This is a genomic window from Geodermatophilus sp. YIM 151500 (assembly GCF_025716945.1).
Classification (GTDB): domain Bacteria; phylum Actinomycetota; class Actinomycetes; order Mycobacteriales; family Geodermatophilaceae; genus YIM-151500.
This window is the reverse complement of the sequence record NZ_JAOVZT010000002.1, coordinates 329,144-346,208: the sequence shown is the minus strand read 5'-3', so window position 1 is coordinate 346,208 and position 17,065 is coordinate 329,144. Positions and strand designations below refer to the sequence as shown.

General features: G+C 76.3%; 16 protein-coding genes and 1 tRNA gene. 11 read left to right on the top strand and 6 right to left on the bottom strand.

What is annotated here, in order from left to right; translation table 11 throughout:
• Positions 1 to 8 precede the first annotated feature (8 nt).
• From OF117_RS05205 to argS, 3 genes are read right to left on the bottom strand one after another with little or no spacing between them, the layout of a single operon-like run.
• A complete protein-coding gene (locus OF117_RS05205; RefSeq protein WP_263551740.1) occupies positions 9 to 1,310 on the bottom strand; it encodes a homoserine dehydrogenase in 1,302 nt (433 codons plus the stop codon).
• On the bottom strand, positions 1,307 to 2,875 hold the full coding sequence (lysA, locus tag OF117_RS05200; RefSeq protein ID WP_263551739.1) for a diaminopimelate decarboxylase: 1,569 nt from the start codon (positions 2,873 to 2,875) through the stop codon (positions 1,307 to 1,309). The genes OF117_RS05205 and lysA overlap by 4 nt, the downstream gene beginning before the upstream one ends.
• Positions 2,872 to 4,533 (bottom strand): arginine--tRNA ligase, encoded by a 1,662-nt coding sequence (gene argS, locus OF117_RS05195; RefSeq protein ID WP_263551738.1) that lies wholly within the window; start codon positions 4,531 to 4,533, stop codon positions 2,872 to 2,874. Before argS ends, lysA begins: the two co-directional genes overlap by 4 nt.
• Before the next feature lie 173 nt (positions 4,534 to 4,706).
• On the opposite strand from argS, the gene OF117_RS05190 reads away from it, so the two are divergent.
• The 4 genes from OF117_RS05190 (at position 4,707) to OF117_RS05175 (ending at position 7,000) form a co-directional block, all read left to right on the top strand.
• Complete coding sequence (locus OF117_RS05190) at positions 4,707 to 5,522, top strand: DUF3105 domain-containing protein (protein ID WP_263551737.1); 816 nt, start codon at positions 4,707 to 4,709, stop codon at positions 5,520 to 5,522.
• A gap of 29 nt (positions 5,523 to 5,551) precedes the next feature.
• Positions 5,552 to 6,226 carry a DUF305 domain-containing protein gene (locus OF117_RS05185; RefSeq protein WP_263551736.1) on the top strand — a complete coding sequence of 225 codons (675 nt, stop codon included), beginning with the start codon at positions 5,552 to 5,554 and terminating at the stop codon, positions 6,224 to 6,226.
• Positions 6,227 to 6,286: 60 nt separating this feature from the next.
• Positions 6,287 to 6,358, top strand: a tRNA-Arg gene (locus tag OF117_RS05180).
• 282 nt (positions 6,359 to 6,640) lie between these two features.
• Positions 6,641 to 7,000: an MmcQ/YjbR family DNA-binding protein gene (locus tag OF117_RS05175; protein ID WP_263551735.1), complete on the top strand. Its 360-nt coding sequence runs from the start codon at positions 6,641 to 6,643 to the stop codon at positions 6,998 to 7,000.
• 182 nt (positions 7,001 to 7,182) lie between these two features.
• Here the strand turns inward: OF117_RS05175 and OF117_RS05170 are convergent, their stop codons facing one another.
• The gene (locus tag OF117_RS05170) at positions 7,183 to 8,439 is read right to left on the bottom strand and encodes an erythromycin esterase family protein (RefSeq protein ID WP_263551734.1); all 1,257 of its coding nucleotides are present in this window, start codon (positions 8,437 to 8,439) and stop codon (positions 7,183 to 7,185) included.
• 243 nt (positions 8,440 to 8,682) lie between these two features.
• On the opposite strand from OF117_RS05170, the gene OF117_RS05165 reads away from it, so the two are divergent.
• Positions 8,683 to 9,213: a hypothetical protein gene (locus OF117_RS05165; RefSeq protein ID WP_263551733.1), complete on the top strand. Its 531-nt coding sequence runs from the start codon at positions 8,683 to 8,685 to the stop codon at positions 9,211 to 9,213.
• A 90-nt stretch (positions 9,214 to 9,303) separates the two neighbouring features.
• On the top strand, positions 9,304 to 9,705 hold the full coding sequence (locus OF117_RS05160; protein WP_263551732.1) for a hypothetical protein: 402 nt from the start codon (positions 9,304 to 9,306) through the stop codon (positions 9,703 to 9,705).
• A gap of 30 nt (positions 9,706 to 9,735) precedes the next feature.
• Here the strand turns inward: OF117_RS05160 and OF117_RS05155 are convergent, their stop codons facing one another.
• Complete coding sequence (locus OF117_RS05155) at positions 9,736 to 11,742, bottom strand: hypothetical protein (protein WP_263551731.1); 2,007 nt, start codon at positions 11,740 to 11,742, stop codon at positions 9,736 to 9,738.
• 70 nt (positions 11,743 to 11,812) lie between these two features.
• Here OF117_RS05155 and OF117_RS05150 point away from each other — a divergent pair, with 70 nt between their 5' ends.
• Together OF117_RS05150 and OF117_RS05145 are read left to right on the top strand one after the other, a co-directional pair.
• Complete coding sequence (locus OF117_RS05150; RefSeq protein ID WP_263551730.1) at positions 11,813 to 12,688, top strand: RimK family alpha-L-glutamate ligase; 876 nt, start codon at positions 11,813 to 11,815, stop codon at positions 12,686 to 12,688.
• Positions 12,685 to 14,052, top strand: coding sequence for a circularly permuted type 2 ATP-grasp protein (locus OF117_RS05145; RefSeq protein ID WP_263551729.1), 1,368 nt, complete (start codon positions 12,685 to 12,687; stop codon positions 14,050 to 14,052). The genes OF117_RS05150 and OF117_RS05145 overlap by 4 nt, the downstream gene beginning before the upstream one ends.
• A 21-nt stretch (positions 14,053 to 14,073) precedes the next feature.
• Here the strand turns inward: OF117_RS05145 and OF117_RS05140 are convergent, their stop codons facing one another.
• Positions 14,074 to 14,844 (bottom strand): SDR family NAD(P)-dependent oxidoreductase, encoded by a 771-nt coding sequence (locus tag OF117_RS05140; protein ID WP_263551728.1) that lies wholly within the window; start codon positions 14,842 to 14,844, stop codon positions 14,074 to 14,076.
• A gap of 120 nt (positions 14,845 to 14,964) precedes the next feature.
• Between OF117_RS05140 and OF117_RS05135 the strand changes: the two genes are divergently transcribed.
• The 3 genes from OF117_RS05135 to OF117_RS05125 are packed head-to-tail and all read left to right on the top strand — an operon-like array spanning position 14,965 to position 17,043.
• Positions 14,965 to 15,375 (top strand): hypothetical protein, encoded by a 411-nt coding sequence (locus OF117_RS05135; RefSeq protein WP_263551727.1) that lies wholly within the window; start codon positions 14,965 to 14,967, stop codon positions 15,373 to 15,375.
• Positions 15,296 to 16,426: an alpha/beta fold hydrolase gene (locus OF117_RS05130; protein WP_263551726.1), complete on the top strand. Its 1,131-nt coding sequence runs from the start codon at positions 15,296 to 15,298 to the stop codon at positions 16,424 to 16,426. The genes OF117_RS05135 and OF117_RS05130 overlap by 80 nt, the downstream gene beginning before the upstream one ends.
• Positions 16,423 to 17,043, top strand: coding sequence for a GNAT family N-acetyltransferase (locus OF117_RS05125; RefSeq protein WP_263551725.1), 621 nt, complete (start codon positions 16,423 to 16,425; stop codon positions 17,041 to 17,043). The genes OF117_RS05130 and OF117_RS05125 overlap by 4 nt, the downstream gene beginning before the upstream one ends.
• Positions 17,044 to 17,065 lie beyond the last annotated feature (22 nt).

The following is a 17,065-nucleotide window of genomic DNA, read 5'->3' as shown; positions in this document are numbered from 1 at the left end:
GAGCAGGCTCACTGCAATCCCTCCACGCGCAGCACGCTGGTCACCGCGCGCACGATGTCCATCCCCCGCAGCGCGGCCACGGTCGCGGCCAGCGCGGCGTCGGGGGCGCTGTGCGTGACGATCACCAGGGTCGCCGCGTCGCCGTGACCGTCCTGCCGGACGGTCGAGATGCTCACCCCGTGCGTGGCGAACTCGGCGGCGACCGCGGCGAGCACGCCCGGCTTGTCGGCCACGTCCAGGCTGATGTGGTAGCGGGTCGGCGTGGCGGCCATCGGCCGGACGGCGAGCCCCGCATAGCCGGTCGTCCCCGGTCCGGCGGCCCCGGCCAGCCGGTTGCGCGCGACCGCGACCAGGTCGCCGAGGACGGCGCTGGCCGTGGGCTCCCCGCCGGCGCCCTGGCCGTAGAACATCAGCTGCCCGGCGGCCTCCGCCTCGACGAAGACGGCGTTGAAGGCCCCGCCGACGGAGGCCAGCGGGTGGCTGGTCGGGATCATCGCCGGGTGCACGCGGACGGCGACCGTGTCGCCGTCGCCGCCGTTGCCCGCCCGGCCGACCCGCTCGCAGATGGCCAGCAGCTTCACCGTGCACCCGATCTCGGCGGCGCGGGCCACGTCGGTCGCGGTGACCTCGGAGATGCCCTCGCGGTGCACGTCGTCGGCGGTGACCGGGGTGTGGAAGGCCAGCGAGGCGAGGATGGCCGCCTTCGCCGCGGCGTCGAACCCGTCGACGTCGGCGGTCGGGTCGGCCTCGGCGTAGCCCAGCTCGGTGGCCTCGGCCAACGCCTCGGCGAAGCCGGCGCCGGTCTCGGCCATGCGCGAGAGGATGTAGTTCGTCGTCCCGTTGACGATGCCGACGACGCGGCGCAGCTGGTCGCCGGCCAGCGACTCGCGCAGCGGGCGCAGCAGCGGGATGGCCCCGGCCACCGCGGCCTCGTAGTACAGGTCGACGCCGGCCTTGGCGGCCGCGGCGTGCAACGCGACTCCGTCGTCGGCGAGCAGCGCCTTGTTCGCGCTGACCACCGACTTGCCGGCCTCGAAGGCGGCCATGAGCAGCGTGCGGGCCGGCTCGATGCCGCCGATGACCTCGACGACGAGGTCGACGTCGTCGCGGGTGACCAGCGCCTCGGCGTCGGTGGTCAGCAGCTCGGCCGGCACGTCGGGGTGGTGGTCGGGCCGCCGGACGGCGACGCCGGCGACCTGCACCGGGCGGCCGATGCGGGCGGCGAGGTCCTCGGCCTGCTCGTGGAGCAGGCGGAGCACGGCGCTGCCGACCGTGCCGCAGCCGAGCAGTGCGACCTTCAGCGGCTTCATGCCTGCGCCTCCACGCCGACCCGTGCGCCCGTCGTCCTCGTCCCGGCCGACGGGGTGCCGACCGATGCCGCGCCCGCCGGGTGCTCCGGCGCCGGCTGGTCGACGGCCGGCGCCGGCGCCGGCGTCCCGGCGAGCACGGCGTCGAGCGCCCACACGTCGGCCAGCGTCTGCCGGCGGACGATCTCGATCGCCCGCCCGTCCCGCACCGCGACCACCGGCGGCTTCAGCAGGTAGTTGTAGTTGCTCGCCATCGACCAGCAGTAGGCCCCGGTGGCGGCCACGGCGAGCAGGTCGCCGGGCTGCACGTCGGCGGGCAGCCACAGGTCGCGCACCAGGATGTCGCCGCTCTCGCAGTGCTTGCCCACCACGCGGCACAGCGCCGGTGGCGCGTCGGAGGTGCGGTTGGCGAGCACGCAGGTGAACGAGGCGTCGTAGAGCGCGGTGCGGATGTTGTCGCTCATCCCGCCGTCGACCGAGACGTAGTTGCGCACGTGCGGGGTGCCCGGCGCGCCGCTCGCGCCCAGCCGCACCGGCTTGATCGTGCCCACCTCGTAGAGGGTCACCGTGCCGGGGCCGGCGATCGCGCGGCCGGGCTCGACGGCCAGCCGCGGCACCGGCAGCCCCTGCTCGGCGCACTCGGCGGCGACCACCGCGCGCAGCCGCCCGGCCAGCTCGGCCGGGCTGACCGGGTCGTCCTCGGGCAGGTAGGCGATGCCGAAGCCGCCGCCGAGGTTGAGCTCGCCGAGGGTCTGCCCCGTGGCCTCCCGGACGGCGGCGAGCAGGCCGACCACGCGGTGCGCGGCCGCCTCGAACCCGGCGGTGTCGAAGATCTGCGAGCCGATGTGGCTGTGCAGGCCGGCCAGCTGCAGCGCCGGCTCGGCCAGCACCCGCCGGGCGGCGGCCAGCGCGTCGCCGGTGGCCAGCGAGAAGCCGAACTTCTGGTCCTCGTGGGCGGTGGCGATGAACTCGTGCGTGTGGGCCTCGATGCCCACCGTCGCGCGGATCAGCACCGGCACCGGCGCGCCGCCCGCCGCGACCCGGGCGGCGGCCAGCGGCACCAGCCGGTCGATCTCGTCGGACGAGTCCAGCACGATCCGGCCGATCCCCGCGTCGACGGCCAGCCGCAGCTCGACCAGTGACTTGTTGTTGCCGTGCAGGGCGATCCGCGCCGCCGGGAACCCGGCGGTCAGCGCCAGGGCCATCTCGTTGCCGCTGCACGCGTCCAGGTGCAGCCCGTCGTCGGCGATCCACCGGGCGACCTGGCCGCAGAGGAACGCCTTCGACGCGTAGTGCACGTCGGCGGCCATGTCGTGGTGGTCGAACGCGGCGGCGAAGTCGGCCGCCCGGCCGCGGAAGTCGACCTCGTCGAGCACGAACAGCGGGGTGCCGTGCGCCCGGGCCAGCTCGGTGACCGGCCGCCCACCGAGGTGCAGCTCGCCGCCGACCCGCCGGGCCGAGCGGGGCCAGACGTGCGGGTCGAGCGTGCCGAGGTCGGCCGGTGGGGCACCGGCCGCGGACGGCGGCGCGAGACCGCCGTGCAGCGGGCCGGCGGGGTGCGCCCTCACATCCGCTCCGGGGCGTGCACGCCGAGCACGTCGAGGCCGTTGCGCAGCACCACCGCGGTCGCCGCGCACAGCCACAGCCGCGCGACGTTGAGCGGGCCGGCCTCCTCGTCGCCGCGGGGCAGCACCCGGCAGGTGTCGTAGAACCGGTGGTAGGTGCCGGCCAGCTCCTCGAGGTAGCGGGCCACCCGGTGCGGCGCCCGCAGCTCGGCGGCGGTGGACAGGATCCGCGGGAACTCCCCGATGGCCCGCAGCAGGTCGCTCTCGCGGGGGTGGGCCAGCTGCGCGGCGTCGACGTCCGCCGCGTCGCCGAGCGCCATCCCCAGATCAGCGGCGTTGCGCAGCACCGAGGAGATGCGGGCGTGCGCGTACTGCACGTAGAAGACCGGGTTGTCGTTGGTCTGCCGGCTCCACAGGTCCAGGTCGAGGTCGATCGGCTGGTCGACCGACGCGCGCGCCAACGCGTAGCGGGCCGCGTCGGCGCCGACCGCCTCGACCAGGTCGGAGAGCAGCACGAAGTTCCCCTTGCGCTTGCTCATCCGCACCGGCTCGCCGTGGCGCAGCAGGTTGACCATCTGGCCGATGAGGATCTCGAGGTGCGAGTCGGGGTCGTCGCCGATGGCCGCGACCAGCGCCTTGTACCGGCCGACGTAGCCGGAGTGGTCCGCGCCGAGCATGATCACGACCCGGTCGAACCCGCGGGCGCGCTTGTCGAGGTAGTAGGCGCAGTCGGCGGCGAAGTAGGTCGGCTCGCCGTCGGCCTTGACCAGCACGCGGTCCTTGTCGTCGCCGAAGTCCGTCGTCCGCAGCCAGACGGCACCGTCGGCCTCGAACACGTGACCGCCGTCGCGGAGCCGGGCCACCGCCTTCTCCAGCGCGCCGGCCTCGTGCAGGGTGCGCTCGCTGAAGTAGACGTCGAAGTGCACGCCGAAGTCGGCCAGCGAGCCCTTGATCTCGTCGAACATGAGCTCCACGCCGCGGGCGCGGAAGACCACGAGCTGTTCGGCGTCGTCCCGGTCGAGCAGGCCCGGCTCGGCGGCGACCACCCGGGCGGCGATGTCGGCGACGTAGTCGCCGGCGTACCCGTCCTCCGGGACGGGCTCGCCGGTCGCCGCGGCCTGCAGGCTGCGGGCGAACCGGTCGATCTGCGCGCCGGCGTCGTTGAAGTAGTACTCCCGGGTCACCGCTGCGCCGCTGCCCTCCAGCAGCCGGGCGAGGGCGTCGCCGACCGCGGCCCACCGGGTCGAGCCGAGGGTGACCGGGCCGGTCGGGTTGGCCGAGACGAACTCGAGGTTGACCCGTTCGCCGGCGAGCACGTCGGTGCGCCCGTAGGCCTCCCCCGCCGTGACCGCCCGGACGGCGATCGTGCCGAGCGCCCCCGAGGCGAGCCGGAGGTTGAGGAAGCCGGGCCCGGCGACGTCGACGGAGGCGATGCCGTCGTGCGCGCGCAGCTCCTCGGCAAGCAGCTCGGCGACCTCGCGGGGCGGGCGGCCGGCGGGCTTGGCCAGGCGCATGGCGACGTTGGTGGCGTAGTCGCCGTGGTCGGGGTTCTTGGGTCGTTCGACGACGACGTCGTCGGGCACCGGGACGCTGAGCGCGCCGCGGTCGACGACCGCGCGCACAGCGGTCCGGACGACGTCGCGCAGCTGCTCGGGTGTCACCGTGCGAGCGTACTGACCGCACCCGCGGGCCCTCGTGCGCCCGCCCGGGTGGTGGCGTCCGCCACCGCGGCGTTCACCGGGGCCGCCCAGGTTGCCCACCTAGACTCGCCGGCAGGACGACGGTGCCGCCCCGAGCCGGCGGGCACCCCGCGCAGCAGCGAACAGGAGTGGCCTTGGCCAAGGATCGCACGACCGACGACGCCCGTGCGCGGCGCACCGGCGGCGCCCGGGACGGCGCGACCGGCGCCGCCCGGGACGGCGGGACCGGCGGCGGGCGCAAGAAGGGCGGCCGCACCCGCCCGCCGACGCAGGTGGTCACCGCCCAGCGCCGGCCGTGGGGACTGATCGCCGGCGCGGTGGCCGTCGTCGTGTTCGCCGGCGCGGTCATCACCTACGCCGTCGTGGCGGTCAACCGGGCCAACGAGGGCCGCATCGAGGCCATCGACGAGCTCGAGGGCGTCCAGATCCTCGACTACGCGGCCGGCCAGGAACACGTCACCACCCCCGTGACCTACGAACAGTCCCCGCCGGTCGGCGGCCCGCACGACCCGAACTGGGCCGACTGCACGGGCACCGTCTACGACGTCGACATCCGGCACGAGAACGCCGTGCACAGCCTGGAGCACGGCGCGGTGTGGATCACCTACGACCCCGAGCGGGTCTCCGGCGCCGACGTCGAGACGCTGGCCGCCCTGGTCGAGGGCGAGTCGGGCCGCATGCTCTCGCCGTACGCCGGCCTGGACTCCCCGATCAGCATCCAGAGCTGGAACCACCAACTGAAGGTCGACTCGGCCGACGACCCGCGGCTGGCGCAGTTCGCCGACTTCCTCACCTACCGCAGCGGGTTCTTCCCCGAGCCGGGGGCCAGCTGCGAGAACCCCGCGTTCGCCGCCGACCCGGTGCTCGCCGGCGAGCCCAGCGAGGACATCGGCCCCAGCGACGCCGAGACCACGCCGTCCGCCGAGGCCAGCGAGACCCCGGCCCGGTGACCGTGACCGCGCCTCCGGAGGTGACGCCCGTGACCACGCCTCCCGCCGGCCCGGCGGGCACGTCGTCCGGCCGGCTGCGCATCGCGCTTCTCGCCGTCATCGGCGTCGGGCTGCTGCTGCTCGGCGGCGGCGCGGCGGTTGCGCTCGGCATCGGGCGGGACGAACCGCCGGCGACCGACTCGGTCGCGGCCGGCTTCGCCCGCGACATGGCCGCCCACCACCTGCAGGCCGTCGAGATGGCCAACTACGTGCCGGCGCGCAGCAGCGACCCGGAGGTCGAGCAGCTCGCCTTCGACATCGCCGAGCTGCAGCAGAACCAGGTGGGCCGGATGCAGGGCTGGCTGTCGCTGTGGGGGCTGCCGTTCTCCAGCAGCGACCGGATGGCCTGGATGTCGGAGGACGCGCACGCCGGGCACGACATGTCCGGCGGCAGAACCGCCGGGGCGATGCCGGGGATGGCCAGCGAGGAGGAGCTGGCCGAGCTGCGCTCGCTCACCGGGAGGGCCTTGGACCTGCGCTTCCTGCAGCTGATGATGCGCCACCACCAGGGCGGGTTCGAGATGGCCGCGCACGGTGCCGAACACGCCGAGGTGCCGGCCGTGCGCCGGCTGGCGAGCACCATCGCCGAGACCCAGGCGGTGGAGACGACCACGATGGCCGACATGCTCGCCGCGCGCGGTGGCGCGCCGCTCGAGGCGCCCTGACCACCGCCGTCCGGGCGGGTGCGGGCGGCTGGTAGCTTTCTGGCAGCCCCACCACGACGAGCCCCCGTAGCTCAGGGGATAGAGCACCGCCCTCCGGAGGCGGGTGCGCAGGTTCGAATCCTGCCGGGGGCACCTTCGAGAAGGACGACCTGGTTGCGGCACGGGCGGAACGGTGGGCGCTCGGGACCAGTTCGCGGCCGTGGAACCGGACGTCAGCGCACACTCTCCGACCACCGCTGGACGCGGCAACCGATGACTTCGGCCCGCCGTCGCAGTCGATCCTGCGTGCACGACGCAGGAGGAGCGGGCTCCTCTGGACGGGGCCGCTCGGATCACGGCGTGGGTGATCCGCGTCGTGGGTGATCCGCGGCGTGCGGACGGGCGGCCTGCCGGCCGGAGCGGATGGGTTCTGGCATGGCGGTGATCGAGGACGTACGGCCGCTGGGTGCCGGGTTGGAGCGCTCGTACCAGGTCTACGTGCGCGGCAGGTTGACGTTCCGCGTCGAACAGATCGTCTACGTGGCGTTCTCCTCGGACGAGGCCGTGATGGGCTTCGCGTTCCCCGAGGAGGAGCGGGAGGCGCTCGTCCTGAGCGAGCCGCACACGTTCCACATGCCGACGGCGGCGGACATGCGCTTCAACTGGGTCCACGCCCACCTTGCTGCCCTGGATCCGACCGAAGCACGAGAGCTCGTCGTCGACGCCTGGCGCATGGTCGTCCCGAGGAAGGTCTCCGACGCCTACGACCTCCTCCATCCCACGGGCCCGGGCTGAAACCGGGGCTCCGTGACGACTTCCGTCGGCTTGGGCGCTCGCGGGCCGGGCCGCCGCTCTCGCGGACACCCGCGGACCCGAGCAGCCGGCCACGGCTGACCGGCGCCGCGATCGTCGGTCGGGTTCGGGAAGCAGAGACGTACGGGTCGGGACTCGTGCACCAGCTGCGCGGCGCCGGCAGTTCAGAAGCCGAGATCGACCGCCACGTGGGACTCGGGGACGTGGACGACGGCGTCGAAGGCGTCGACAACCGGGGTGGCGAGGTAGTCGGAGTCCAGCCGGATGCGGTCCGGTCCGGCGCCGTCGCCGCGGGCGGCACGCAGGTCGGCGATGCCCAGGCCGGCGCCGGCCTCGGCGAGGGCGGCCTCGATGCTGCCGGGCTCCGGTGGGTCCAGCGCGGTGTCCTGGATGCGGAAGCCGTACGGGCCGGCCTCGGCGTCGGGATGCAGAGCGGCCGTCCGGCCGCCGCCGCTGGTCAGCCCGACCACCGCGTAGTCGTTCCCGAGCACCCGGTCCAGGTGCTGCCCCAGGGGCAGCACCTGCAGCTCACCGCCGTACACGACCGGGGTGCGCTGGATGTGCGCGTTGTGCGCCATGAGGACGACGCGCTCCCCCGGGTCGAGGCGGTCGAGCCACCAGCCGACGGTCGCGGCCATGTACCGCTCGCGCGAGGTGGCGGCCGCCGGCAGGGCGGTGCCGGCGAAGGCGCCGGCGATCCCGCGGAGCTGGTGGTCGGCGGCGCGCGCACCCTCCAGCCGCCAGCGGGCGAGGTCGTAGGCGGCCCTGCCGCCGGCATCGAGGTAGGTCGGTGCGAGCGCGTCGAAGCGGTCGGCGAGCCGGCTGAGCTCGGCGGTCAGGGCGTCCTGCCGGGCCGCGTCCATCGCCAGGTAGCCGGGCGCCGACGCCGCCTGCGTCGTGCCGGCGATGCCCGTGGCGATGTCGACGGCGGGATCCAGCAGCCGTCGGGCGGCGGGGTCCACCGAGTCCAGGTAGGGGGCGAGCGGGTGCAGCGACGGGAGCAGCGAGCCGGCCGCGCCGGGGACGTCGATGCCGGCGAAGCGGACCGGGGGGACGCCCGGGGCGTTGCGCGCGCGGAGCCACCGGAACATCTCCCGCACCGCGGCCGGCCGGGCCAGGCCCGAGGCGATGCACTCCTCGGCGAGCTCGGGCAGCTCGTCGTCCCGCCGCTCCCCCTGCACCCATCCGTCGAGCGCGAAGCCCTCGCTGAAGCCGGACTCGTGGGCGAGCACGGTGAACCCGCACCGCTCGACCAGGAACCGCAGGATGCGGTGCCGAAGGCGGGCGAACTCGCTGATGAAATGCGCGTTCTCGCCGACGGCGACCACCCGGGCGGAACCGATCACCTCGCGCAGCGGCTCGAGGTCGTCGAGCACGGCGTCCGGATCGAGGCTGGTGAGCTCGGAGATGCGGAACGTCATGAAGCGACGCTAGGCAACCACCGGCCGGCGCTCCATGCCCGCGGCACCGCAGCGCCGGCCTCGCAACCGAAGCGGCTCGGGACGACGTCGGAGGCGTGACCGACGCCCCGTCCTCCGTCCAGGTGAATCTCCCCGTCCAGGGCCGTGGACTGCGGTCGACCGGACACGTACTGCAGCACCCCGGCGACCGCGGCCACGACCGGCCGTCGAGGACCGGCAGACCGACGGAAGGGGTGCGACGAGGTGGGCGCTCAGGACCAGCCACCGGCACGCGAGCCGGGCGCGCCGTCGTCTCCCGGGCAGTGGGAGCAGCGGCCCCCGCCCTACCCGCCGGCGTCCGCGGCGGCCGGGTCCGTGCCCCCACGGCGACGCCGGTCCCGCTGGCTCACCATCGGTCTGCCGCTCGCCGTGCTCGCTGCCCTCGGCGGCTGCGGCGTCGCCGTCTGGGTCCTCGTCGGCGGCGTGGCCGGCTCGCTGGGACCCGTGACGCGAGCCGCGGACGTCTACGCGTCGGCTCTGGTCGAACAGCGCTGGCAGGACGCCCACGCCCTCCTCTGCGCGAGCAACCGGGCGGCCGTCTCGGCCGCGGACCTCGCCGCGCAGCACGGCGCACCGCCGCTGACCGGCTACCGCATCGACGGGGTCGACGTGAGCACGGTCAACGGGGACACGACGGCCCGGGTCGAGATCACCTTCACGACCGAGGTCGGCCTGCCGGACCGGACGGTCCTGCCGATGACCGAGGAGGGAGGTCGCTGGCACCCCTGCCTCTGACCACCCCTCGGGCGGCACGGTCCCCGGCGGGCTGCAGGGTCCTCCGGCCCTGTCGGCCGTGCCGCCCGGGCACCTAGCGTCCGCAGCACTGTGCACTGGCTCACGGTCGAGGTCTTCGACGGGACGGCGAGCGCCGCTGCATGGGCCCGTGCCTGGCACGACTGGCTCGTCGAGGCGGCGGTGACCTCCGGTGCCTGCTACTGGGACGACCACGAGCACCGCTGGGGCGTGGTGCTCGAGTTCTGCTTCGCCGACGAGCGGGCCCGCGACGGCTTCCGGGAGGCCGCCGCGCTGCGCGCCGCGCTCGACGCGGCACCCGACCCGGTCGCCGGGGTGCTGGTCTACCCGCACCGCGGCGGGGGCAGCGGCTCGCGCCAGCCCCGCCGTCCGCGGCCGCTCCGGCAGGGCGGCGCGGCGGCGCTGCCCGAACCGGACCCGGCCGCCGAGCGCGTCGTGGCGCTCACCCGCGCCGAGCCGGCGTCCCGCCCCTGACGGACGCGGTCACGCCGGCGCGGACGCCCGTCACACCGGCGCGGACGCGGTACCCAGCCAGTCGACCACCACCCGCCGGGTCTCCCCGCTGAGCCGGTGCCAGTCGGGCAGCTCCCGGCGCTCCACGCCGGCCGCGCGGCAGGCGGCGGCGACCGCGCCCGGGGGTGACTCCGGGTCCCAGGCCGGGTCCAGCACGACCGACGGGACGCCGTCCAGCGCCGCCAGCAGATCGGCCAGGCCGTAGGCCGGGCGGGCGCGGAGCAGCGGCTCCCCGCAGCTCGGCGCGGCCAGCACCGCCCCGGCCAGCGGGACGGCGGCCAGCGCCGCCAGGTGCAGCCCCACCAGCGCCCCCGTGCCGTAGGCGGCCACCCAGAGGCGGTCCTGCCCGGTGGCCTCCAGGGCCACCCGCGCGACCGCGGCGGCGTCGGCGGTCATCACCGCCAGCGGCGAGCTGCCCCGCGGCGGACGCTCGGCGTGGCGGGAACCGGTCGCCACCGGCTCGTGGCAGACGACGACCCAGCCGGCCGCGGCGAGCTGCTCGGGCAGCGGCTCGGCCTGCTCGTACCCGGCCCGCCAGCCCGTCGCCGCGCACGGCGCCCCCAGCCACAGGACCACGCCGCGCCCGCCCGACGCCGCGTCGGGGCGCAGCAGCGTGACCGGGACGCCGGTGGCGGTACGCAGGCCGGACCCGTCGACGACCGCCAGCGGGTGCGGTGCGGGCACGGTGCCGAGCGCGGCCCGGATCGCGTCGTGCAGGGCGGGACCGCGGACCGGCGCGGCATCCGGCCGCGGCGGCTCGGCGGGCCAGCGCACGGCGCGCGGCCCGCCGTCCGCGGCGCGCCGGGGTGCCGGGGCGGCCGGACGGCGGCGCGCGCGGCCGAGCACGGACGACGCCCAGTCCAGCTGCGCTTCCACCGCGGCCTCGTCGGCCCGGTGCCCCCCGGGCCGCAGCGCCAGGGTCAGCACGTCCGGGGCGCCCAGGAGGGCGTAGGCCTCCCCCGCCGCGGCGACCGCCGCGCGCGCCGCGGGCACCCGCTCGACCGGGTCCTCGACCGCCACCGACACCAGCACCGGCCGGGGGGCGGCGAGGGCCAGCAACTCGTGCGCGTCGGTGGGCAGCCGGTGCTCGCGCCCGCTGAACCAGCGCAGCCGGGGGTGGTACCAGCCGGGGTAGTGGCGGGTGAGCAGCTCGACGCCCTCGCCGAAGTGCCGGTCGGTGCACAGCCGCGCGGGGATGGCGCCGAGCACGCCGCTGGAACTGGAGACCACGCCGGCGAAGCGGTCGTCGAAGGCCGCGGCGAGCAGCGCCGTCTTGCCGTTGCGGCTGTGCCCGCCGACCAGCACCCGCCGGGCATCGACCCCCGGCTGGTCGACCAGCACGTCGAGCACCCGCGACAGGGCCCAGGCCCGCCAGGCCAGCCGGCCGGCGACGACGCCGGGAAAGGCGCGCTCGACCGGCTCGGTGTCGTCGTCGCCGTCCGCGGCGGACACCAGGCAGGCGCCCCAGCCACGGGCGAGCGCGGCCTGCGCCCACCCGCCGTGCGACGACTGCAGCAGGTACACCGGGACGTCGGCGCGCGGTCCGGGCGCCCGCGCCGGCAGCAGCAGCCGCGCGCGCAGCCGCCACCCGTCGCCGACGACGAGCTCCCGGCACTCCACCCCGTCGGCGGCGCGGACCGGGGTCACCCGGGCAGCCGTGCGTCGCGGCGGCGGGGGCAGCGGACCGGTCAGCCAGCGTCGCCACCGGGCCCGCAGCACCGCCCGCCGCACCGGCCACCGCGCTGCCGTGCCGACGCCCTCCACCGGCGACCACAGCTGCGTGCGCGCGGGCAGCCGGGCGAAGTCGGGCGCCAGCTCGCCGGTCGCCGCGCGCCACGCGTCGAAGGGGCCGCTGACCGGGAGCACGCCGAGCAGGTCGGCGGAGTACCGGCGGCGTCGCTCCTCCGCCGTCCGCGGCGCCGCGCCGTCCGGCACCGGACCGGCGGACGGCGGCACGCCCGGCGGGGCACCCGGGCGGAGCGGGGCGGCCCGTGTCATGCGGCGGGACCGTAGCGATGCCGGAGCGCGCACGTGTGGCGCCGCGCGCGGCGGGGAACGTCGGATCGCCGTGCGGGTCGCGCTGGTGGTCACCGACGAGGACTTCTACGAGCCCACCGGCTACGCCGGGGCCTGGGTGCAGGCGCTGGAGGCCGAGGGGTGCGCGGTCGAGCGGCTGGCGCGGATCCCCGCGGAGTGGGCGATCGGCGGGCCGCCGGTGGGGCGGTACGACCTGGCGATCGCCCACGTGCTGGTCGAGGAGGTGGCCGCCTTCGCGCCGACGCTGCAGGTGGCCGCGCTGCTCGAGGCCTGCGGGGTACCGCTGCTCAACCCGGTCGCCTCGCTGCTGGCGTCGTCGGACAAGCTCGTGACGCACGCCGTGTGGGCCGCGGCCGGCATCCCGCAACCGGCCTCCTGGGACCTGGCCCGCCTCGCCGACTGGCCGGCACCCGGGCGGCCGCTGGTGCTCAAGCCTTCGTTCTGCGACGGCGCCCGCTACATCTCGCTGGTGCACGACCTCGCCGGGGCGCGCGCCGTCGAGGCGGCATGGCGGGCCGACGAGGCGGACGGCGGCGAGCGGCGCGGTACCGCGCTGCTGCAGGAGTGGGTCGAGGAGCCGGCCTGCGTGCGGCTGTTCGCCACACCCACCGACGTCTCGCTCGCCTACGAGAAGTCCCGCGGGGCCGGCGACCTGGTCACCCACGGCACCGTCTACCCCCGCGTCCACCCGGCCCCGCCGGAGATGGCCGAGCTGGCCTGCCGCATGGTGTCGGCCCTGGGCGGCGGTCTGATGGGCGTCGACGTGCTGGTCGAGCCCGGTGGCCGGCTGGTCGCGCTGGAGGCCAACGCCCCCTTCGGCTTCGACGTCACCGACCCCGGGCAGGGCCGCTGGGTCGCCCGCGCGGCCCTGGCGGCCGCCCGGTCCGCGCGGGTGCCCGCGGCGTGACCGTCGGCCCGGGCCTCGACGAGGCGCTCGACCCGGGCGGGCGGGACCGGCCGTCCGCGGCCGCCGCGCTCGCCGCCGTCCGGGCGTACGGCCCGGCGGCGCTGGCCGCCGCGGTGCAGGAGTCGGTCGCCCGGCGGGGCGTGGTCCACGAGTCGGGCCCGTCGGAGCACCCGTTCCACATCGACCCGGTGCCCCGGGTGGTCCCGGCCGCCGAGTGGGACGGGCTGGCCGCCGGCATCGCGCAGCGGGTGCGCGCGCTGGAGGCCTTCGTGGCCGACGCGCACGGGCCGCGGGAGGCGGTGCGCGCCGGCGTCGTGCCGGCCGAGGTGCTCGACACCAACCGGTACGCGCTCGGCCGGTACGGCGTCTCGCTCCCGCCGCCGCGGTTCTGGATCGGCATGGCCGGTCCGGACGTCGTCCGCGGTGCCGACGGGCGCCTCGTCGTCCTCGAGGACAACGTGCGGACGCCGACGCTGCTCGGCTACGCCCTCGCCGCCCGCGAGCTGGTCGCCCCGCTGCTCGGGGTCGAGCCGGGGCCGCGGCCGCTGCGCCCGGCCGCCGAGGAGGCGCTGCGGCGGATGCTGCGGGCGGCCGCCGGCTCGGCCGACGCCGGGGTCGCGGTGCTGGACGACGGCGGGCGGGACGCCGTCCGCTGGGAGGTCGCCCGGCTGGCCGAGCTGGTGGGGGCCCCGGCGGTGCGGCCCGGGGAGCTGACCCGGCGCGGGGACGCGCTGGTGCGGCCCGACGGCCGGGTGGTCGACCTGCTCTGGCGGCGGACCAGCGAGGAGCGGCTGCACGACGACGCCGGCCGGCTCAACCAGCTCGGCGAGCTGCTGCTGGCGCCCCTGCGGGCCGGCAGGGTGACCGTCGTCAACGCCTTCGGCACCGGGGTCGCCGACGACAAGCGCACCTACCCCTACGTCGAGGACCTGGTGCGCTTCTTCTGCGGCGAGGAGCCGCTGCTGCCCTCGGTGCCCAGCTACGACCTCGGCGACCCGCGGCAGCGGGCCGAGGCCCTGCCGAGGCTGCCCGAGCTGGTGCTCAAGCCGCGGTCCGGCTCCGGCGGCCACGGCGTGCTGATCGGCCCCCGCGCGGACGACGGGCAGCTCGCCCGGGCGCGGGCGGCCGTGGAGGCGCAGCCCGGGGAGTGGATCGCCCAGGAGCCGGTGGCCCTCTCGACGCACCCGACCGCGGTCGAGGGCGAGCTCGTGCCGCGGCACGTCGACCTGCGGCCCTTCGCGGTGCACGACGGCCGCGACGTGACGGTGCTGCCCGGCGGCCTGACCCGGGTCTCGCTGACCGAGGGCGACCTGGTGGTCAACGCCTCGCAAGGTGGCGGCGGCAAGGACACCTGGGTGCTCTGACCGCCGGGCCCGCCGCCGCCGTCAGCTGGTGAGCAGGCCGCCCTCGACCGGCAGCGTCGTCCCGGTGACGTAGCCGCCGGCGTCGCTGGCCAGGAACACCAGGGCGGCGGCCAGCTCCGTCGGATCGCCCGGCCGGCCGGCCAGCACCCGCCCCAGCTGCCGGTCGAGGTAGCCCTCGGGGTACTGGTCGGTCATCTCGGAGGCGAAGAAGCCGGGCGCCAGCGCGTTGACGCGGATGCCCTTGCGGCCGGTCCACTGCTGGGCCAGGTCGCGGGTGAGCCCGATGAGCCCGGCCTTGCTGGCCGCGTAGGCGGCCTGCGGCAGGCCCGCCGTGGTCAGGCCGAGGATGCTGGAGATGTTGATGATCGAGCTGCCCGGCTGCATCACCCGGCCGCAGGCCTGGGCCATCCAGTAGCAGCCGTTGAGGTTGACGTCGATCACCGCGCGGAACTGCTCGGGAGTCTCCCGGGTCGCGGGCACGGCGGTGCCCACCCCGGCGTTGTTGACCAGGACGTCGACCCGGCCGAACTCGGCCATGGCGGCGTCGACCAGCGCCTGGCAGTCCTCGGGCACGGAGACGTCGGTGCGCACGGTGATCGCCCGCCGTCCGGCCGACTCCACCGCCTCGCGGGTGGCGGCCATCCGGTCCTCCCGCCGGGCCCCGAGCGCGACGTCGGCACCGGCCTCGGCCAGCGCCCGGGCGAAGGTGACGCCCAGGCCGGACGACGCCCCGGTCACTATCGCCACCCGGCCGTCGAGCCGGAACATGTCGAGGATCGTCCTGCCCGCCACGCCACCCTCCCTCTCCGCCGGCCGGTCCGGCAGCCGCGGGCACCGTATCGGGGACGTGCGGTAGATCACGCACCGGACGGGTAGCAGCCGTGCCGCGGACCCGAGCGGAGGAGGACGCGGATGGCCGGCGATCCACCGCTGTGGCGGCAGGCGTACGACGCCGTGGAGAGGCGGGTGACGCCGCCGGCCGAGCAGGTGGTCCGCACGGAGGCCTTCGCCGTCGGGACCGCCCTGGTGCAGCGCACGCAACGGCTGGTCCGCGATATCGCCCGCGACACCAGCGCGCGCGCCTGGCACCTGCTCAACCTGCCGGCCGGCAGCGACGTGGAGCGGTTGCGCGCCCAGATCGGCGCCCTCGACCGCGAGGTCCGCCGCCTGACCGTGCAGCTCGAGAACGAGCGCCGGCGCACGCCGCCCCGCCCGGCGCACCCCACCGCACCGGAGGAGCCCCGTGCCCAGCGTGCCGAGCCCGCAGACGATCCTCGACCGCGTCCGGCGCGACGTCGAACGCAACGCCCTGCGGGCGCGTAACGGCATCAAGCTGGTCGCCGGCGTCGACCGGCCCGGCGTCGGGTGCACCCCGAAGGACGTCGTCTGGGAGCGTGGCCGCTGCCAGCTGTGGCACTACCGGCGCGAGGGCGGGCCGCCGGCGAAGCGGTACCGACCGCCGCTGCTCATCGTGTTCAGCCTGGTCAGCCGCAGCTACATCCTGGACCTGACGCCGGGCAACAGCTTCGTCGAGCACCTGCTGGACGCCGGCTTCGACGTCTACCTGCTGGACTGGGGCGAGCCCGACGAGCGCGACGCGCAGAACCGCCTCGAGGACTACGTCGACGACTACCTGCCGGCCGGCATCGCCCGGGTGCTGGAGGACTCCGGCGCCGACGAGGTCAACCTGTTCGGCTACTGCTTCGGCGGCAACCTCGCGCTGCTGCACGCCGCCGCCCACCCCGGCTCGCCGCTGCGCAGCCTGACCGTGCTGGCGACGCCGGTCGACTTCCGGCACATGGGCCCGATGGCCGACGTCTTCCTCAAGGGCGGCCTGGACGTCGACCGGGTGCTCGACGCGGACGGCAACGTGCCGCCGTCCGTCGTCGTCCAGGGTTTCCGGACCCTCACGCCCACCGCGGAGGTCACCCGGTACGTGACGCTGTGGGAGCGGCTCTGGAACGACGAGTACGTGGCTGCCTACCAGGCGATGACCGGCTGGTCCGACGACCACGTGCCCTTCCCCGGCGCGGCCGCGAAGCAGACCGTCGAGATGCTGGTCCGCGACAACGCGATGGTCCGCGACCGGCTGCGGCTGGGCGGTCGGCCGGTGCACCTGTCGGACATCACCGTCCCGTTCCTCACGGTGCGCGCCGACCGCGACCACATCGTGCCGGCCGACGCCAGCGCCCCGCTGGTCGACCTGGTCGGCTCGGCCGACAAGCACGAGCTGCGGCTGCCCGCCGGACACATGGGCCTCGTCGTCGGGCGGACGGCAGCCCGGACGACGGTGCCGACGATCATCGACTTCCTCCGCCGGCGCTGCGACGAGGTGGGCGCCCCCGCGGCGGCCGGGGAGGGGGCACGGGTATGACCGGAGCCGGGACCGCCGGCGGAGCGACCACCGCGGGTGCACCGGACGGTGTCCGGGTCGTCGCGCTCGCCCCGCGGCACGAGGACGCCCTGGTGCGCTTCTTCACCGCCCTGCCCGAGGGCGACCGCACCTTCATCGAGGAGGACGTCGCCGACCCGGCCGTCGTCCGCACGTGGGCGGCCGCCGGGCACCGCTGGATCGCCGTCGCCGGCGGCCCGGACGCCGGCGATGCGGGCGGGACCGGCGGCGCGGTCGTGGGCTACGTCGCGGCGCGGCCGCTGCCCGGCTGGTCGGACCACGTCGCCGAGATCCGGCTGGTCGTCGCCCCGGACCGGCGCGGCACCGGCCTGGGCCGGCTGCTGGCCCGGCACGCGCTGGTGCAGGCGGTCGAGGCCGGCCGCACCAAGCTCGTGGTCGAGGTGGTGGCCGAGCAGGGGGCGGCTCTGGCGCTGTTCACCGCGCTCGGCTTCACCGGCGAGGCGCTGCTGCGCGACCACATCCGCGACCGCCGGGGGGAGCTGCGCGACCTCATGGTGCTGGCCCACCACGTCGGGGACACCTGGTCGGGCATGGACACCGTCGGGCTGGCCGACGCCCTCGACGCGGACACCGGCTGACCAGCCCCGCGCGGCGGTGACC

Bases quoted from the DNA above. Each gene is read 5' to 3' on its own strand.
- OF117_RS05135 (WP_263551727.1), top strand. From the start codon at position 14,965: ATGGCCGGCGATCCACCGCTGTGGCGGCAGGCGTACGACGCCGTGGAG.
- OF117_RS05175 (WP_263551735.1), top strand. From the start codon at position 6,641: ATGGCGGTGATCGAGGACGTACGGCCGCTGGGTGCCGGGTTGGAGCGC.
- OF117_RS05170 (WP_263551734.1), bottom strand. From the start codon at position 8,439: ATGACGTTCCGCATCTCCGAGCTCACCAGCCTCGATCCGGACGCCGTG.
- OF117_RS05205 (WP_263551740.1), bottom strand. From the start codon at position 1,310: ATGAAGCCGCTGAAGGTCGCACTGCTCGGCTGCGGCACGGTCGGCAGC.
- OF117_RS05155 (WP_263551731.1), bottom strand. From the start codon at position 11,742: ATGACACGGGCCGCCCCGCTCCGCCCGGGTGCCCCGCCGGGCGTGCCG.
- OF117_RS05125 (WP_263551725.1), top strand. From the start codon at position 16,423: ATGACCGGAGCCGGGACCGCCGGCGGAGCGACCACCGCGGGTGCACCG.